Source organism: Streptomyces sp. WAC07094, from assembly GCF_036320405.1.
Lineage (GTDB): Bacteria > Actinomycetota > Actinomycetes > Streptomycetales > Streptomycetaceae > Streptomyces > Streptomyces lannensis.
On sequence record NZ_JAVMJZ010000001.1, the window covers coordinates 6,678,324 to 6,693,172 of the forward strand.

Below are 14,849 nucleotides of genomic sequence, written 5' to 3' on the forward strand. Positions count from 1 at the left end.
GACCGGCCGGGTGGACCGCGATCGGCCTTCTCCTGTGCCGCGTCGACCGGGGCGGCCCGGGAATTCCGGTACGAAGGACGAGAAGGGGGCGGTGCGCATCGGCGCACCGCCCCCTTCTCGTCCTCTAGTCCTCCGAGGAGTCCTCGTCCTCGCCGCCGGACCGCGGCGGCTTCGGCGGACGCTGGCGCCCGCCCGGGTTGTCGAGGCGGAACGGGCCGGTGTCGCCCTCCGCCGTGGCGTGCCCGCCGGGCGGGCTCACGTCGCGCCGGCGCAGATAGCGCTCGAACTCGCGGGCGATGGCCTCGCCCGACGCCTCCGGCAGCTCGGCGGTGTCCCGGGCCTCCTCCAGCGTCTGCACGTACTCGGCGACTTCGCTGTCCTCGGCGGCGAGCTGGTCCACGCCCAGTTGCCAGGCGCGCGCGTCCTCCGGCAGTTCACCGAGCGGGATGCGCAGGTCCAGCAGGTCCTCCAGGCGGTTGAGCAGGGCCAGCGTCGCCTTCGGGTTCGGCGGCTGCGACACGTAGTGCGGCACCGCCGCCCACAGGGACACGGCCGGGACTCCCGCGTGCGCACAGGCCTCCTGCAGCACGCCGACGATGCCGGTGGGACCCTCGTACTTGGTCTCCTCCAGGTCCATCCGGCGGGCCAGGTCCGCGTCGGACGTGGTTCCGCTGATCGGGACCGGACGCGTGTGCGGGGTGTCCCCGAGCAGGGCGCCCAGGATCACCACCAGCTCCACGCCCAGTTCGTGGGCGAAGCCCAGCAGCTCGTTGCAGAACGAGCGCCAGCGCATCGACGGTTCTATACCGCGGACCAGTACCAGGTCGCGGGGCTTCTCGCCGCCCACACGGACGACGGAGAGCCGGGTCGTGGGCCAGGTGATCTTGCGGACCCCGGCCTCCATGAACACAGTGGGGCGGTTCACCTGGAAGTCGTAGTAGTCCTCGGCGTCCAGCGCCGCGAACACATCGCCCTTCCACTCCCTGTCCAGATGCGCGACCGCGGTGGAGGCGGCGTCGCCGGCATCGTTCCAGCCCTCGAACGCGGCCACCATGACCGGGTCGATCAGCTCGGGAACCCCCTCGAGCTCGATCACCCAGTGCCTCCTTCCAACGTGCCCTCGCGTACGTCCCAACCTTACGGTGTGCGGCGGGGACGCCCGCAGCCCCCTTGCACAGGGGAGTGAACGGATCACTGCCCACTACGGCGTCGTCGAACACCCATGATCGTCGGAGGATGCCCTCTCCGACCGGCCCGTCCCCGGTCCGGGCCGCGGACGGTCACAGCGTCGAGCGCAGCCACTGTTCGACGGACGCGATGTGCACGGTCGCCCATGAGCGGGCCGCCTCCGCGTCGCGGTCACGCAGGGCACCGAGGATCGCCCGGTGCTCGTGCAGAGTGCGGCTGACCGCGTCCTCCTGCGTCAGACCGCGCCAGATCCGGGCCCTGGTGGTGGGTCCGGAGAGCCCGTCCAGCAGGGAGCACAGCACCGAGTTGCCGGAGGTCTGCACGATGCCCCGGTGGAACTCCAGGTCGCAGGCGACCAGTTCCTCCACCGACGGCTCGGGGCCCAGCTTGTCCAACTGCGCCGTCAACGCGTCCAGTTGCTGCTCGCTGATACGGGCCGCCGCCATGGCGGTCGCGGCCGGCTCCAGGATGCGGCGCACCGCGAGGAACTCCAGCACGGTGTCGTCGCGGTGGAAGTCCACGACAAAGCTCAGGGCCTCCAGCAGGAGCTGGGGGTCGAGGCTCGTCACATAGGTGCCGTCGCCCTGCCGCACGTCCAGGATCCGGATCAGCGACAGGGCGCGTACGGCCTCGCGCAGGGAGTTGCGGGAGAGACCGAGCTCGGCGGCGAGCTCGCTCTCCTTCGGCAGGCGGTCGCCCGGTCGCAGGGCGCCGGAGACGATCATCCCCTTGATCTTTTCGATCGCCTCATCGGTGACTGCCATGGCGGCCCTCCCTGTACGCTCAGACATCCGATGTCTCGGTCATTATGGGGGTTCAGTAGGCTGAACGGGGCAAGGAATCCCGATGTCGTCGAGGGGGCCCGGCACCGCGGGAGACCCTGTGCCGACACGACGGGCCCGGCTCAGTCCAGCGCCTCGAACTCCGCCAGCGCCGCCTTCTCGTCGAGCGTCGTCAGCACCCGGTTCCGCATGAGGATCCGGCCGTCGACGACCGTGTCCCGTACGTCGGCGGACTGCGCCGCGTAAGCGAGCGCCGACCACGGGTCGTGCCGTGGCCGCAGATGCGGTCCGCCGAGGTCGAGGACGATCAGATCGGCCCGTTTGCCCGCCTCCAGGGACCCCAGCAGGTCGCCGAGACCCAGCGCACGGGCGCCGTCGGCGGTCGCCATCCGCACCGCCTGCTCGGCCCCGACCGCGGTCGGGTCCCCGGCCGCCTTGTGCACCAGGGCCGCCTGCCGTACCGCGCCGAGCACGTCCAGCGTGTTCGAGCTCACCGCCCCGTCCGTGCCGAGACCCACGGTCACCCCCGCGTCCAGCAGCCGCGGCACGGGTGCGATCCCGCAGCCCAGCTTGAGGTTGGACACCGGGCAGTGCGCCACCGAGGTACCCGTGCGGCCCAGCGCCGTGATCTCCGGACCGGTCAGGTCGACGGCGTGGGCCAGCAGCAGATCGGGGCCGAGCAGACCGAGCGAGTCGAGCAGTTCCACCGGGCGCTTGCCGTAGCGCTGCTCGACGGTCTCGACCTCGGCCGCGTTCTCCGCCGCATGGATGTGCAGCAGCGCCCCGAACTCACGCGCGAGCGCGGCGATCTCGACGAGCTGCTCGGGCCCGAGGGTGTACGCCGAGTGGGCGAAGAGCACGGGCCGCGTCCCCGGCCGGTCCGCTGTCCGTGCGGCCAGGTCACGGCGCGCCCACTCCAGGCGCTCCCCGTACGGCCGGCCGTCGGGGGAGCCGGGGACGTCCATGAAGGTCGGCCCGGTCAGCAGCCGCCAGCCCGCCTCCCGCGCCACCCGCTCCGCCGCCTCGTGGAACCAGTACATGTCGAGGGCCGAAGTCACCCCGGCGCGCACGCTCTCGGCGATCGCCGCGCGCACCGCCACCGCGATGTTCCCCGGCGACAGCAGCTCCGCCTCCCAGCGCAGCACACGCTCCAGGAAGCCCTGGAGGGTGACGTCGTCGGCGCGGCCCCGCAGCAGCGTCATCGCCAGATGGGTGTGCGCGTTGACCAGGCCCGGCAGGACCAGGCAGCCCACGGAGTCGACGTCCTCGTCCGCGCTGTAGCGCTCCCGCAGCCGTTCGGCCGGGCCGACCTCGAGGATCGCGCCGTCGCGCACGGCGACGGCGCCCTGGGGTACGACGGTTCCGGTGGCGTCGACGGTCAGGACGTCGCCGCCGTGCACCAGCAGATCGATGCGCTCGCTCATCGCGCGTTCCCCTCCTCGAGCAGCCGCAGCGCCTCCAGCGCCACGACCGCCCCGCGTTCCACACCCCGCGCGACCACATCGCGGTGCGGGTCGTAGCCGCCCGTGGAGAAAGCAGCCTTCTCGTCGGTCAGTTCATCGGCGTTGACGCCGTCCACGACCAGCACGCCACCCGCGACCCGCCCACGCAGGGAGGCGGTGACCAGCAGCGCGGACAGCTCCATCTCGATCGCCGCGAGACCGGCCCGTTCGTACGCGTCCAGGGGGATCAGCCCCGGCTGGAAGGCCGCCCGGGTCCACACGATCCCGCGGTGGTGCGGCGCACCCGCCTCCCGGGCCGCGCGCTGCAGGGCGAGAACCGCCTCGGGCGCCGCGACCGCCGGGTATTCGGGGGGCAGCAGCTGGCCGGTCACCCCGTCGTCGCGCACGGCCGCCTCCGCGATCACCAGATCCCCGTCGGCGATCCCCGCCTTCATCGCGCCCGCCGTGCCGAGCCGGACGAGGGTGTGGACCCCGGCGTCCGTCAGTTCCTGGAAGAGCAGGATCGCGCCCGGCGCGCCCACCCCGTGCGAGGCCACCGTCACCGGAAGTCCCTTCCAGCTGCCCGTGAACACCCGGTACTCACGGTGGTGGGAGACCTCCGCGGCGTCCTCGAGCAGCGCGGCGACCGTCGCCGCACGCGCCGGGTCGCCCACGAGAACGGCGTACGGCGGCAGCCCGGTGTTGGGGATGCGGGTGACGGGCGACAGGGTCTGCGTCATGAGGCGACTCCAGCGGATCGGCGGGTGCGGGGGGAGCGGTGCACGGCGGGCGCGCACCGCGCACCCGGACACCGTACGCAAGCGGGATGCCGGGACATGAGCGAGGGGCGGCCCCCGGGGGCCGCCCCTCGGCTCGGGTCGCCTACCGCTTGTCGAGCAGGTTCTGGACCTGCCCGCGCACCTCGTCCGTGGCCAGGCCGCGGATCGTCAGCGTGGTGCGCCGGCGCAGCACATCGTCCACCGTCTCGGCCCACTCGTGATCGCGGGCGTAGACGACCTGCGCCCAGATCTCGGGGGCGTCCGGGTGCACGCGCTCGCCCAGCTCCGGGTTCTCGTTGGCCAGCCGGGCGATGTCGAAGGCCAGCGAACCGTAGTGGGTCGCAAGGTGCTTGGCCGTGTCGGGTGCCATGCGCGGACCGGGCGCGGGACCGTCGACGACCAGCCGGTGGGCGACCGCGCGCGGGTTGGCGATGCCCGGCAGCGGCAGCCGCTTCGGCAGCGTGGAGATCGGCTCGAAGTCGTCGCCGAGCGGGCGGCCCGGCAGCGCCTCCAGCTTCTTCATGACCGTGCGGCCGATGTGCCGGAACGTGGTCCACTTGCCGCCTGCGACGGACAGCATGCCGCCCCTGCCCTCGGTGACGACGGTCTCGCGCTTGGCCTTGGCGGTGTCGCCGGGGCCGCCGGGAAGCACCCGAAGACCGGCGAAGGAGTAGGTGATCAGATCGCGCTGGAGCTGCTGGTCGCGGACCGAGAAGGCCGCCTCGTCGAGGATCTGCGCGATGTCCTTCTCGCCCACCGAGACCTCGGCCGGATCGCCCTCGTACTGCTCGTCGGTGGTGCCGAGCAGCAGCATGTCCTCCCAGGGGAGGGCGAAGGTGATGCGGTACTTGTCGATCGGCGTGGCCAGTGCCGCCTTCCAGGGGGAGGTGCGCTTGAGCACCAGGTGCACCCCCTTGGACAGGCGTATGGAGGGCGCCGCCTTCGGGTCCTCCATCCTGCGCAGGTGGTCGACCCAGGGGCCGGTCGCGTTGAGCACCAGCCGCGCGTCGACCCCGAACTCGTCGCCGGACTGGCCGTCCCTCAGATCGGCGCCGGTGACCCGTCCCTTGGTGAAGCGCAGTCCGGTGACCTCGGCGTGGTTGAGGACGACGGCACCCGCCTCGACGGCCGCACGGACGGTCATCAGCGCCATGCGCGCGTCGTTCATCTGGTCGTCGCCGTAGACGGCGACGGCCTTGAGGTTCTCGGTGCGCAGCTCCGGCACGTCCTGCTGCGCCCTGGCCGGCGACAGCAGGTGGCCGACGCCGTCACCGAACGCCGACAGCGCGGAGTAGGCGAAGACGCCCGCCCCGAGCTTCGCCGCGCCGTGCGGCCCGCCCTTGTACACGGGGAGGTAGAACGTGAGCGGATTCGCCAGATGGGGGGCCACCTGACGGGAGACCGCACGGCGCTCGAAGTGGTTCTCCGCCACGAGCTTCACCGCGCCGGTCTGCAGATAGCGCAGTCCGCCGTGGAGAAGCTTGGAGGAGGCGGACGAGGTGGCGCCGGCGAAGTCGCCGGCGTCCACCAGCGCCACCCGCAGGCCCGACTGCGCGGCATGCCAGGCAGTGGAGATGCCCAGGATTCCGCCGCCGATCACCAGGAGGTCGAATGTCGCCCTGGACAGTTGTTCCCTGGTCTCGGCGCGGCTCGGGTTGGAGCCGAAGGCCGGGTGTGTCCCCAGAGCCGGGACACTCTGCAGGGTGGTCATCGCTGTCTACTCCTCGTGTTCGATCCAGCCCATGGTCCGCTCGACGGCCTTGAGCCAGTTCTTGTACTCACGGTCGCGGGTATCCGCGTCCATGTGGGGCGTCCACTCGGCGGCGCGGCGCCAGTTGGCGCGCAGGTCGTCGGTGCTGTTCCAGAAGCCGACGGCGAGACCGGCGGCGTAGGCGGCGCCGAGGCAGGTGGTCTCGGCGACCATCGGGCGCACCACCGGCGCGTCCAGGACGTCCGCGAGCGTCTGCATCAGCAGGTTGTTGGAGGTCATGCCGCCGTCGACCTTCAGGGTCGACAGCTCCACGCCCGAGTCCTTGGTCATGGCGTCCGCGATCTCGCGGGTCTGCCAGGCGGTCGCCTCCAGGACGGCGCGCGCGAGGTGCGCCTTGGTGACGTAACGGGTCAGGCCGGCGATCACACCGCGGGCGTCGGAGCGCCAGTACGGGGCGAACAGGCCGGAGAAGGCCGGCACGAAGTAGGCGCCGCCGTTGTCCTCGACCGTGAGCGCGAGGGTCTCGATCTCGGCGGCGGTCTTGACCAGGCCCATCTGGTCGCGCATCCACTGCACCAGGGAGCCGGTGACCGCGATCGAGCCCTCCAGGGCGTAGACCGGCTTCTGGTCGCCGATCTGGTAGCCGACCGTGGTCAGCAGGCCCGAGTAGGAGTTGATGAGCTTGTCACCGGTGTTCATCACCATGAAGGTGCCGGTGCCGTAGGTGGACTTGGTCTCGCCCTCGGAGAAGCAGGTCTGGCCGAACAGGGCGGCCTGCTGGTCGCCGAGCGCGGAGGCGACCGGGATGCCGCCGAGCAGCTCGCCGAGGCGTCCGCCGGTGATCTCGCCGTACACCTCGGCGGACGAGCGGATCTCGGGCAGCATCGTCAGCGGGACGCCGATGGACTCGGCGATCTTCTCGTCCCACTGCATGGTGTGCAGGTTCATCAGCAGCGTGCGGGAGGCGTTGGTCACGTCGGTGACGTGGCGGCCGCCGTCGACACCGCCCGTCAGGTTCCAGATGACCCAGGTGTCCATCGTGCCGAAGAGGATGTCGCCCGCCGCGGCGCGCTCGCGCAGGCCCTCGACGTTGTCGAGCAGCCAGCGGGCCTTGGGGCCGGCGAAGTAGGAGGCCAGCGGCAGACCGGTCTCGCGGCGGAAGCGGTCCTGGCCGACGTTGCGGCCGAGCTCCTTGCAGAGCGCGTCCGTGCGGGTGTCCTGCCAGACGATGGCGTTGTGGACGGGCTCACCGGTGTTCTTGTCCCACAGCACGGTGGTCTCGCGCTGGTTGGTGATGCCGATGGCCTTGATGTCGTCCCGGGTGATGCCGGCCTTCTCGATGGCTCCGGCCACGACCTCCTGGACGTTGGTCCAGATCTCGGTGGCGTTGTGCTCGACCCAGCCCGGCTTGGGGAAGATCTGCTCGTGCTCCTTCTGGTCGACGGAGACGATGCGGCCGTCCCGGTCGAAGACGATGCAGCGCGAGGACGTGGTGCCCTGGTCGATGGCGGCGATGAAGGGGCCGGCGGTGTGTGCGTCGGTCACGGTGTGCTCCTGGGATGTCCGTGGATAAGAGGGGCTGTCTTTACGGCGCGTGGTGCTGAGAGGCGATGTCCGGAGAAGGTCAGTTCTCTCAGGCGAAGGCGACGTTGTATATGCCTGCGGCGATCGCGCCGCCGACCAGCGGGCCGACGACCGGGATCCAGGCGTAGCCCCAGTCGGAGCCGCCCTTGTTGGGCAGGGGAAGGAGAGCGTGGACGATGCGCGGGCCCAGGTCGCGGGCCGGGTTGATCGCGTAGCCGGTCGGGCCGCCGAGCGAGAGACCGATGGAGACGACCACCAGTGCGGTGATCAAGGCACCCAGGTTGCCGAGACCGTTGCCCTTGTCGTTGAGGCCCTGCGTGAGCACCGCGAGGACCAGCACGACGGTGCCGATGATCTCCGTGGCGAGGTTCATCACCGCGTTGCGGATCTCGGGACCGGTGGAGAAGACGCCGAGCACCGGACCGGCCTGGGCCTCCTGGGCCTCGACGGCCTTGGTGTCCTGAGCGCCCGGGCCCCCGACGACCTCTCTGTCGGTGAGGTGGGCCTGGAACTGGCCGTAGTAGACGACCCAGACCAGGGCCGCGCCGATCATCGCGCCGAGCAGCTGTCCGGCCCAGTAGACCGGGACGTTGCTCCAGTCGCCGTCCTTGATGGCGAGAGCGAGTGTCACCGCCGGGTTGAGGTGGGCACCGGAGAGAGGTGCCGAGGTGTAGACCGCCGTCAGAACGGCGAAGCCCCACCCGAAAGCGATGGCGAGCCAGCCGGCGTTACGGGCCTTGGAGGCCTTCAGCGTCACTGCGGCGCAGACGCCGCCGCCGAGCAGGATGAGTATGGCGGTACCGATGGTCTCGCCGATGAAGATGTCGGAGCTGGACACCCGCGACTCCTTTGTCCTTCGTCCAGGGGAAGGCGAACCCCGGGTCCCTCCGGTGGTCCGCGCCCTCAGGGGTGAGAGCGATGCCGGCCCTTGGCGTTGTCACACTCTAGCGCTTATTGCCGGTAGGTGTTCGACAATGCCGACCGTTGGACGGGAGTCTCGCTTCAGGTTCGGCAACGCGTCAAGAGTTCGGTAATCGAAAGCAGGATCGTTATTGATCGCCTGGGGTTATCGATCTTGTGCGGGCGCGAACCGCGTACGGGCGTGCACCATCCGTGGCCGTACGAGCGCCGTCGCCAGGTCCGTCGGTGATGCCGGCGCCGGGGGTGCCGCGGGGGTGTCCGGACATGCCGAGGGGCCGGTACGGCATCGCCGTACCGGCCGGGCGTGCGCGGGTCAGAACCTTCCGGCGCCCAGGTCCCGGGAAACGGCGCGGGCGCAGTCCCGGACCGCCGCGACCAGCTCGGGACGCAGCTCCCCGTCCCGGCACACGCGCTCCACCGCGCCCGTGATGCCCACCGCGCCCACCGGCATCCGCCGCCGGTCGTGGATGGGCGCGGCGACCGAGGCGACCCCGGTCCACGTCTCCTCGACGTCGGCCGCGTATCCGCGCGCCCGGGTCAGGTCGAGCAGCTGCTCGAAGTCCTCCGGTTCGCAGACGGTGCGGTCGGTGAAGGGCTTGCGGTCCGCCTCCAGCACCTCGCTGTGGGCCACCGGGTCGTACGCCGAGAGGACCTTGCCGAGGGCGGTGGAGTGCAGCGGCTGCATCGCCCCGATCTCCAGCACCTGCCGGCTGTCGTCGGGCCGGAACACGTGGTGCACGATCAGCACGCCCTGCTGGTGCAGCACGCCCAGATAGACGCTCTCCCCGCTCGAGCGGGCCAGGTCGTCCGTCCACACCAGGGCGCGCGCCCGCAGCTCGTGGACGTCCAGGTAGGTCGTGCCGAGGCGCAGCAGCTCGGCGCCCAGCTGGTAGCGGCCCGAGGCCGTGTCCTGCTCGACGAACCCCTCCTGCTGGAGCGTGCGGAGTATGCCGTGGGCCGTGCCCTTGGCCAGACCCAGCGACGAGGCGATGTCCGACAGGCCGAGCCGTCGCTCGCCGCCCGCGAGGAGCCGCAGCATCGCGGCCGCCCGTTCGAGCGACTGGATGTTCCGTGCCATCGCCGTCCTGCCCTCCGTCCGATCAACCGCCGGCGTCATTCGTGTGCTGCCGTTCGGCAATGCCGAACACTACCGGTCGATGCCGACCTCCCGCTAATGGCAGGACGCCATCCGTTCGGGCGGAATCTCCGCAGGGATCGTGTCGAGCCACGCCCGTCCGCCCCCTGGACGCCTCTGACCGTACGGCCTGCCGCGGGCTACCCTGGCCGCGTGCGCCTTCCACGGGAAGCGCAAAGCCGACAGCCGTCGCACTCCAGGGAGCATCTTCCATGGCCTCGTTGCCGAACCCGTCCCCCACCTCCGTCTCCACCGACAGCCGATCCCGATCCGCAGCGCTCCGGGAAGCCCTCGCCACCCGTGTCGTGGTGGCCGACGGCGCGATGGGCACGATGCTCCAGGCCCAGGACCCCACGCTCGAGGACTTCCAGGACCTCGAGGGCTGCAACGAGATCCTGAACGTCACCCGCCCCGACATCGTCCGCTCCGTCCATGAGGCGTACTTCGCGGTGGGCGTCGACTGCGTCGAGACCAACACCTTCGGGGCCAACCACGCGGCCATGGCCGAGTACGACATCGCCGAGCGCGTGTACGAGCTGTCCGAGGCGGGCGCCCGGGTCGCCCGTGAGGTCGCCGACGAGTTCACCGGCCGCGACGGCCGGCAGCGCTGGGTCCTCGGCTCCATGGGTCCCGGCACCAAGCTGCCCACCCTGGGCCACGCCCCGTACACCACCCTGCGCGACGCCTACCAGCGCAACGCCGAGGGGCTGGTCACCGGCGGCGCCGACGCGCTGCTCGTCGAGACCACCCAGGACCTGCTCCAGACGAAGGCCGCCGTCCTCGGCTCCCGCCGGGCACTGGACGCCCTCGGCCTCGATCTGCCGCTGATCGTGTCCGTGACCGTCGAGACCACCGGCACCATGCTGCTCGGCTCGGAGATCGGCGCCGCCCTCACCGCACTGGAGCCGCTCGGCATCGACATGATCGGCCTGAACTGCGCCACGGGGCCGGCCGAGATGAGCGAGCACCTGCGCTACCTCGCCCGGCACTCCCGCATCCCGCTGTCCTGCATGCCCAACGCCGGTCTGCCCGTGCTCGGCAAGGACGGCGCCCAGTACCCGCTCACCGCCCCCGAACTGGCCGACGCCCAGGAGACCTTCGTCCGCGAGTACGGCCTGTCGCTGGTCGGCGGCTGCTGCGGCACCACCCCCGAGCACCTGCGCCAGGTGGTCGAGCGCGTCCGGGCCCTCGCCCCCGCCGAGCGCCACCCCCGCCCCGAACCGGGGGCCGCCTCCCTCTACCAGACCGTGCCGTTCCGTCAGGACACCTCGTACCTGGCCATCGGTGAGCGCACCAACGCCAACGGCTCCAAGAAATTCCGCGAGGCCATGCTGGACGGCCGCTGGGACGACTGCGTGGAGATTGCCCGGGAGCAGATCCGCGAGGGCGCGCACATGCTCGACCTCTGCGTCGACTACGTGGGCCGCGACGGCGTCGCCGACATGGAGGAGCTGGCGGGCCGCTTCGCCACCGCCTCCACCCTGCCGATCGTGCTCGACTCCACCGAAGTGGACGTCATCGAGGCCGGACTGGAGAAGCTCGGCGGCCGCGCCGTGATCAACTCGGTCAACTACGAGGACGGCGACGGCCCGGAGTCGCGCTTCGCGAAGGTCACCCGGCTCGCGGGGGAGCACGGCGCGGCGCTCATCGCGCTGACCATCGACGAGGAGGGCCAGGCCCGCACCCCCGAGAAGAAGGTCGAGATCGCGGAGCGGCTGATCGCCGACCTCACCGGGAACTGGGGCATCCGTGAGGAGGACATCCTCGTCGACACCCTGACCTTCACCATCTGCACCGGCCAGGAGGAGTCCCGCAAGGACGGCATCGCGACCATCGAGGCCATCCGCGAGCTGAAGAGGCGCCACCCCGACGTGCAGACCACCCTCGGTCTGTCGAACATCTCCTTCGGCCTCAACCCGGCTGCGCGCATCCTGCTCAACTCCGTCTTCCTCGACGAATGCGTCAAGGCGGGGCTCGACTCGGCCATCGTGCACGCCTCGAAGATCCTGCCGATCGCGCGCTTCGACGAGGAGCAGGTGACCACCGCCCTCGACCTGATTTACGACCGGCGCGCCGAAGGCTACGACCCGCTGCAGAAGCTCATGGCGCTGTTCGAGGGCGCCACCGCCAAGTCGCTGAAGGCAGGCAAGGCGGAGGAACTGGCCGCGCTGCCGCTGGAGGAGCGCCTCAAGCGGCGGATCATCGACGGCGAGAAGAACGGCATGGAGGCCGACCTCGACGCGGCCCTGAACTCCCGCTCCGCCCTCGACATCGTCAACGACACACTGCTGGACGGCATGAAGGTCGTCGGCGAGCTGTTCGGCTCAGGCCAGATGCAGCTGCCGTTCGTGCTCCAGTCCGCCGAGGTGATGAAGACCGCGGTCGCCTACCTCGAACCCCATATGGAGAAGACCGACGAGGCCGGCAAGGGCACCATCGTCCTGGCGACCGTGCGTGGCGACGTCCACGACATCGGCAAGAACCTCGTCGACATCATCCTGTCCAACAACGGCTACAACGTGGTCAACCTCGGCATCAAGCAGCCGGTCTCCGCGATCCTGGAGGCCGCCGAGGAGCACAGGGCCGATGTCATCGGCATGTCGGGGCTCCTGGTCAAGTCCACGGTGATCATGAAGGAGAACCTGGAGGAGCTCAACCAGCGCGGGCTCGCCACCGACTACCCCGTCATCCTCGGCGGCGCGGCGCTGACCCGGGCGTATGTCGAACAGGACCTGCACGAGCTGTACGAGGGCGAGGTGCGCTACGCCCGCGACGCGTTCGAGGGCCTGCGCCTGATGGACGCGCTGATCGGGGTCAAGCGCGGGGTGCCCGGTGCGAAGCTGCCCGAACTGCGGCAGCGCCGGGTGCGGGCCGCGACCGTCGAGATCGAGGAGCGGCCCGAGGAGGGCCACGTCCGCTCCGACGTCGCCACGGACAACCCCGTGCCCACACCGCCCTTCTGGGGCACCCGCGTCGTGAAGGGCATCGCGCTCAAGGAGTACGCGGCCTGGCTGGACGAGGGTGCGCTGTTCAAGGGCCAGTGGGGTCTGAAGCAGACGCGTACGGGGGAGGGGCCGACCTACGAGGAGCTCGTCGAGACCGAGGGCAGGCCGCGGCTGCGCGGGCTGCTCGACCGGCTCCAGACGGACAACCTCCTCGAAGCGGCCGTCGTCCACGGCTACTTCCCCTGTGTGTCCAAGGACGACGACCTGATCGTCCTCGACGAACAGGGCAACGAGCGCACCCGGTTCACCTTCCCGCGCCAGCGGCGCGGCCGGCGGCTCTGTCTGTCCGACTTCTTCCGGCCCGAGGAGTCCGGTGAGAGGGATGTCGTCGGTTTCCAGGTCGTCACCGTCGGCTCCCGGATCGGCGAGGAGACCGCGCGGCTCTTCGAGTCGAACTCCTACCGCGACTACCTCGAACTGCACGGCCTGTCCGTGCAGTTGGCGGAGGCGCTGGCCGAGTACTGGCATGCGCGGGTGCGCTCGGAGCTCGGTTTCGCGGGCGAGGACCCGGACGACATGGAGGACATGTTCGCCCTCAAGTACCGGGGAGCCCGCTTCTCGCTCGGCTACGGAGCCTGTCCCGACCTCGAGGACCGTGCCAAGATCGCCCAGCTGCTCGAGCCCGAGCGGATCGGCGTCCATCTGTCCGAGGAGTTCCAGCTTCACCCGGAGCAGTCCACGGACGCCATCGTGATCCACCACCCCGAGGCGAAGTACTTCAACGCGCGGTAGGGCGTCCACGCCCGCACGGTGCCCGCGGTGTCCGGTGAACCCCGGCGCGGCAACCGTGCGGGCCCCCGGCCGCCGAGGCCGGGGTCCGGTGTGCGCCGGCACGGCCGGACGTCGCCGCCAGCGGTTCCGGCGGCGCGGGCCGTGCCGGCGCGACCGGGGCCGGGGAAGGCCCGCGCGCCGTACGTCCGGGGAGCGTCCCGCCCGCCCTGGACGGGCCACGCCCCGTCCGGCCGGGATGAAGCACGCCGCCTGTGTCCCCGTCCCGTCCGGCCGGGGCCTGCGGGCCCTCCCCGTCCCGGCCCGCCTGCACACGCCCGCGTGCACCCGCCGTTCGCCCATATGTGCGATTGCGTGGCGTGGTGCTGCCGTGCCGAAAAGCACTTCGCTCACGGGCGACGTACACTGGTCGGTCCACCGCAGGCCGGTTCCCTCCGTGGGAACCGGCCTGGTCGTCCCCTCAAGGAGGTACGCCGGATGACCACCACGGTTCCTGCCCTCGGCACCCGTACGGGCGAAGACTCAGCGCTGCAGGCCGTACTCCTCGACATGGACGGCACCCTGGTGGACACCGAGGGATTCTGGTGGGACGTCGAGGTCGAGGTCTTCGCCGCCCTCGGACACACGCTCGACGATTCATGGCGCCATGTCGTCGTCGGCGGCCCCATGACACGCAGCGCGGGCTTCCTGATCGAGGCCACAGGTGCCGACATCACCCTCGACGAGCTCTCCGTGCTGCTCAACGACGGGTTCGAGACGCGTATCGACCGCAGACTGCCCCTGATGCCGGGTGCCGCGCGGCTGCTGGCCGAACTGGCGGCGCACGAGATCCCGACCGCGCTGGTCTCCGCGTCCCACCGGCGCATCATCGACCGCATCCTGGCCTCCGTCGGCCCGCAGTACTTCGCACTGACCGTCGCGGGCGACGAGGTCGAGCGCACCAAGCCGTTCCCCGACCCGTATCTGATGGCGGCGAAGGGGCTCGACGCGGACCCGGCCCGGTGCGCGGTGATCGAGGACACGGCGACCGGGGTCGCCGCCGCGGAGGCCGCCGGCTGCCGGGTGGTGGCCGTCCCGTCGGTGGCCCCCATCGCCCCCGCCGCGGGCCGCACCGTCGTGACCTCGCTCGAAGAGGTCGACCTGGCATTCCTCCGCGGTTTGATGACGGAAATGCGCTGAGCGTTCACCCAGCGTGCTCTCGAATGGACGGATTACCTCCGGGTGTCCAGTGGCATGAATTAATTCGGCGAGACGCGGCCGAATTCCGGTGCCGGTCCGTCCAGTTGATGGTGTGACGTTTACCACGTTCCAGAGGGTCGACAGTGGGCCCGGGGTGTGCTGTTCCGCCCCTTTCGGGCGGCCGGGGCGTGCCCTTGTGTCCTGATTGATGAAACGCTGCACGAATCCTTCCCCGTCAGGTTTTCCGATGCGTCCCCGATCGGTTCCGCAGCGTGATGGGCGCTCAACTCCGGTAGCTGTCAGCCTTCGTGCGGGTGCGCACTAATCTCATCGCGAGAACATCGCCACAACTCCCCGTGATCCGCCGCACCACCCTTGCTTGCCGGGTACACGG

General features: G+C 70.8%; 10 protein-coding genes. 2 read left to right on the forward strand and 8 right to left on the reverse strand.

Annotation, left to right across the window (positions count from 1 at the left end; all coding sequences use genetic code 11):
• Nucleotides 1-124: 124 nt before the first annotated feature.
• The 8 genes from RCR19_RS29630 to RCR19_RS29665 form a co-directional block, all read right to left on the reverse strand.
• Nucleotides 125-1,096 carry a PAC2 family protein gene (locus RCR19_RS29630; RefSeq protein WP_059125706.1) on the reverse strand — a complete coding sequence of 324 codons (972 nt, stop codon included), beginning with the start codon at nucleotides 1,094-1,096 and terminating at the stop codon, nucleotides 125-127.
• 184 nt (nucleotides 1,097-1,280) lie between these two features.
• Nucleotides 1,281-1,952 (reverse strand): FadR/GntR family transcriptional regulator, encoded by a 672-nt coding sequence (locus tag RCR19_RS29635; protein ID WP_331267910.1) that lies wholly within the window; start codon nucleotides 1,950-1,952, stop codon nucleotides 1,281-1,283.
• Nucleotides 1,953-2,092: 140 nt separating this feature from the next.
• On the reverse strand, nucleotides 2,093-3,394 hold the full coding sequence (locus tag RCR19_RS29640; protein ID WP_331267911.1) for an amidohydrolase: 1,302 nt from the start codon (nucleotides 3,392-3,394) through the stop codon (nucleotides 2,093-2,095).
• Complete coding sequence (locus tag RCR19_RS29645; RefSeq protein ID WP_331267912.1) at nucleotides 3,391-4,152, reverse strand: nucleoside phosphorylase; 762 nt, start codon at nucleotides 4,150-4,152, stop codon at nucleotides 3,391-3,393. Before RCR19_RS29645 ends, RCR19_RS29640 begins: the two co-directional genes overlap by 4 nt.
• Nucleotides 4,153-4,294: 142 nt before the next feature.
• Nucleotides 4,295-5,902, reverse strand: coding sequence for a glycerol-3-phosphate dehydrogenase/oxidase (locus RCR19_RS29650; RefSeq protein ID WP_331267913.1), 1,608 nt, complete (start codon nucleotides 5,900-5,902; stop codon nucleotides 4,295-4,297).
• A 6-nt stretch (nucleotides 5,903-5,908) separates the two neighbouring features.
• Nucleotides 5,909-7,447 (reverse strand): glycerol kinase GlpK, encoded by a 1,539-nt coding sequence (gene glpK, locus RCR19_RS29655; RefSeq protein ID WP_331267914.1) that lies wholly within the window; start codon nucleotides 7,445-7,447, stop codon nucleotides 5,909-5,911.
• 88 nt (nucleotides 7,448-7,535) lie between these two features.
• The gene (locus RCR19_RS29660; RefSeq protein ID WP_331267915.1) at nucleotides 7,536-8,324 is read right to left on the reverse strand and encodes an MIP/aquaporin family protein; all 789 of its coding nucleotides are present in this window, start codon (nucleotides 8,322-8,324) and stop codon (nucleotides 7,536-7,538) included.
• A gap of 396 nt (nucleotides 8,325-8,720) precedes the next feature.
• Nucleotides 8,721-9,485 carry an IclR family transcriptional regulator gene (locus RCR19_RS29665; RefSeq protein ID WP_331267916.1) on the reverse strand — a complete coding sequence of 255 codons (765 nt, stop codon included), beginning with the start codon at nucleotides 9,483-9,485 and terminating at the stop codon, nucleotides 8,721-8,723.
• Nucleotides 9,486-9,754: 269 nt separating this feature from the next.
• On the opposite strand from RCR19_RS29665, the gene metH reads away from it, so the two are divergent.
• The gene (metH, locus tag RCR19_RS29670; protein WP_331267917.1) at nucleotides 9,755-13,279 is read left to right on the forward strand and encodes a methionine synthase; all 3,525 of its coding nucleotides are present in this window, start codon (nucleotides 9,755-9,757) and stop codon (nucleotides 13,277-13,279) included.
• A gap of 474 nt (nucleotides 13,280-13,753) precedes the next feature.
• Nucleotides 13,754-14,455, forward strand: a complete 702-nt coding sequence (locus RCR19_RS29675) for an HAD family phosphatase (protein WP_059125697.1) — start codon at nucleotides 13,754-13,756, stop codon at nucleotides 14,453-14,455.
• The last annotated feature ends 394 nt before the right edge of the window (nucleotides 14,456-14,849 follow it).

Excerpts from the sequence above, each read along its gene's own strand:
- RCR19_RS29665 (WP_331267916.1), bottom strand. The coding sequence starts at position 9,485 with ATGGCACGGAACATCCAGTCGCTCGAACGGGCGGCCGCGATGCTGCGG.
- metH (WP_331267917.1), top strand. The coding sequence starts at position 9,755 with ATGGCCTCGTTGCCGAACCCGTCCCCCACCTCCGTCTCCACCGACAGC.
- RCR19_RS29675 (WP_059125697.1), top strand. The coding sequence starts at position 13,754 with ATGACCACCACGGTTCCTGCCCTCGGCACCCGTACGGGCGAAGACTCA.
- RCR19_RS29635 (WP_331267910.1), bottom strand. The coding sequence starts at position 1,952 with ATGGCAGTCACCGATGAGGCGATCGAAAAGATCAAGGGGATGATCGTC.
- RCR19_RS29640 (WP_331267911.1), bottom strand. The coding sequence starts at position 3,394 with ATGAGCGAGCGCATCGATCTGCTGGTGCACGGCGGCGACGTCCTGACC.
- RCR19_RS29650 (WP_331267913.1), bottom strand. The coding sequence starts at position 5,902 with ATGACCACCCTGCAGAGTGTCCCGGCTCTGGGGACACACCCGGCCTTC.
- RCR19_RS29645 (WP_331267912.1), bottom strand. The coding sequence starts at position 4,152 with ATGACGCAGACCCTGTCGCCCGTCACCCGCATCCCCAACACCGGGCTG.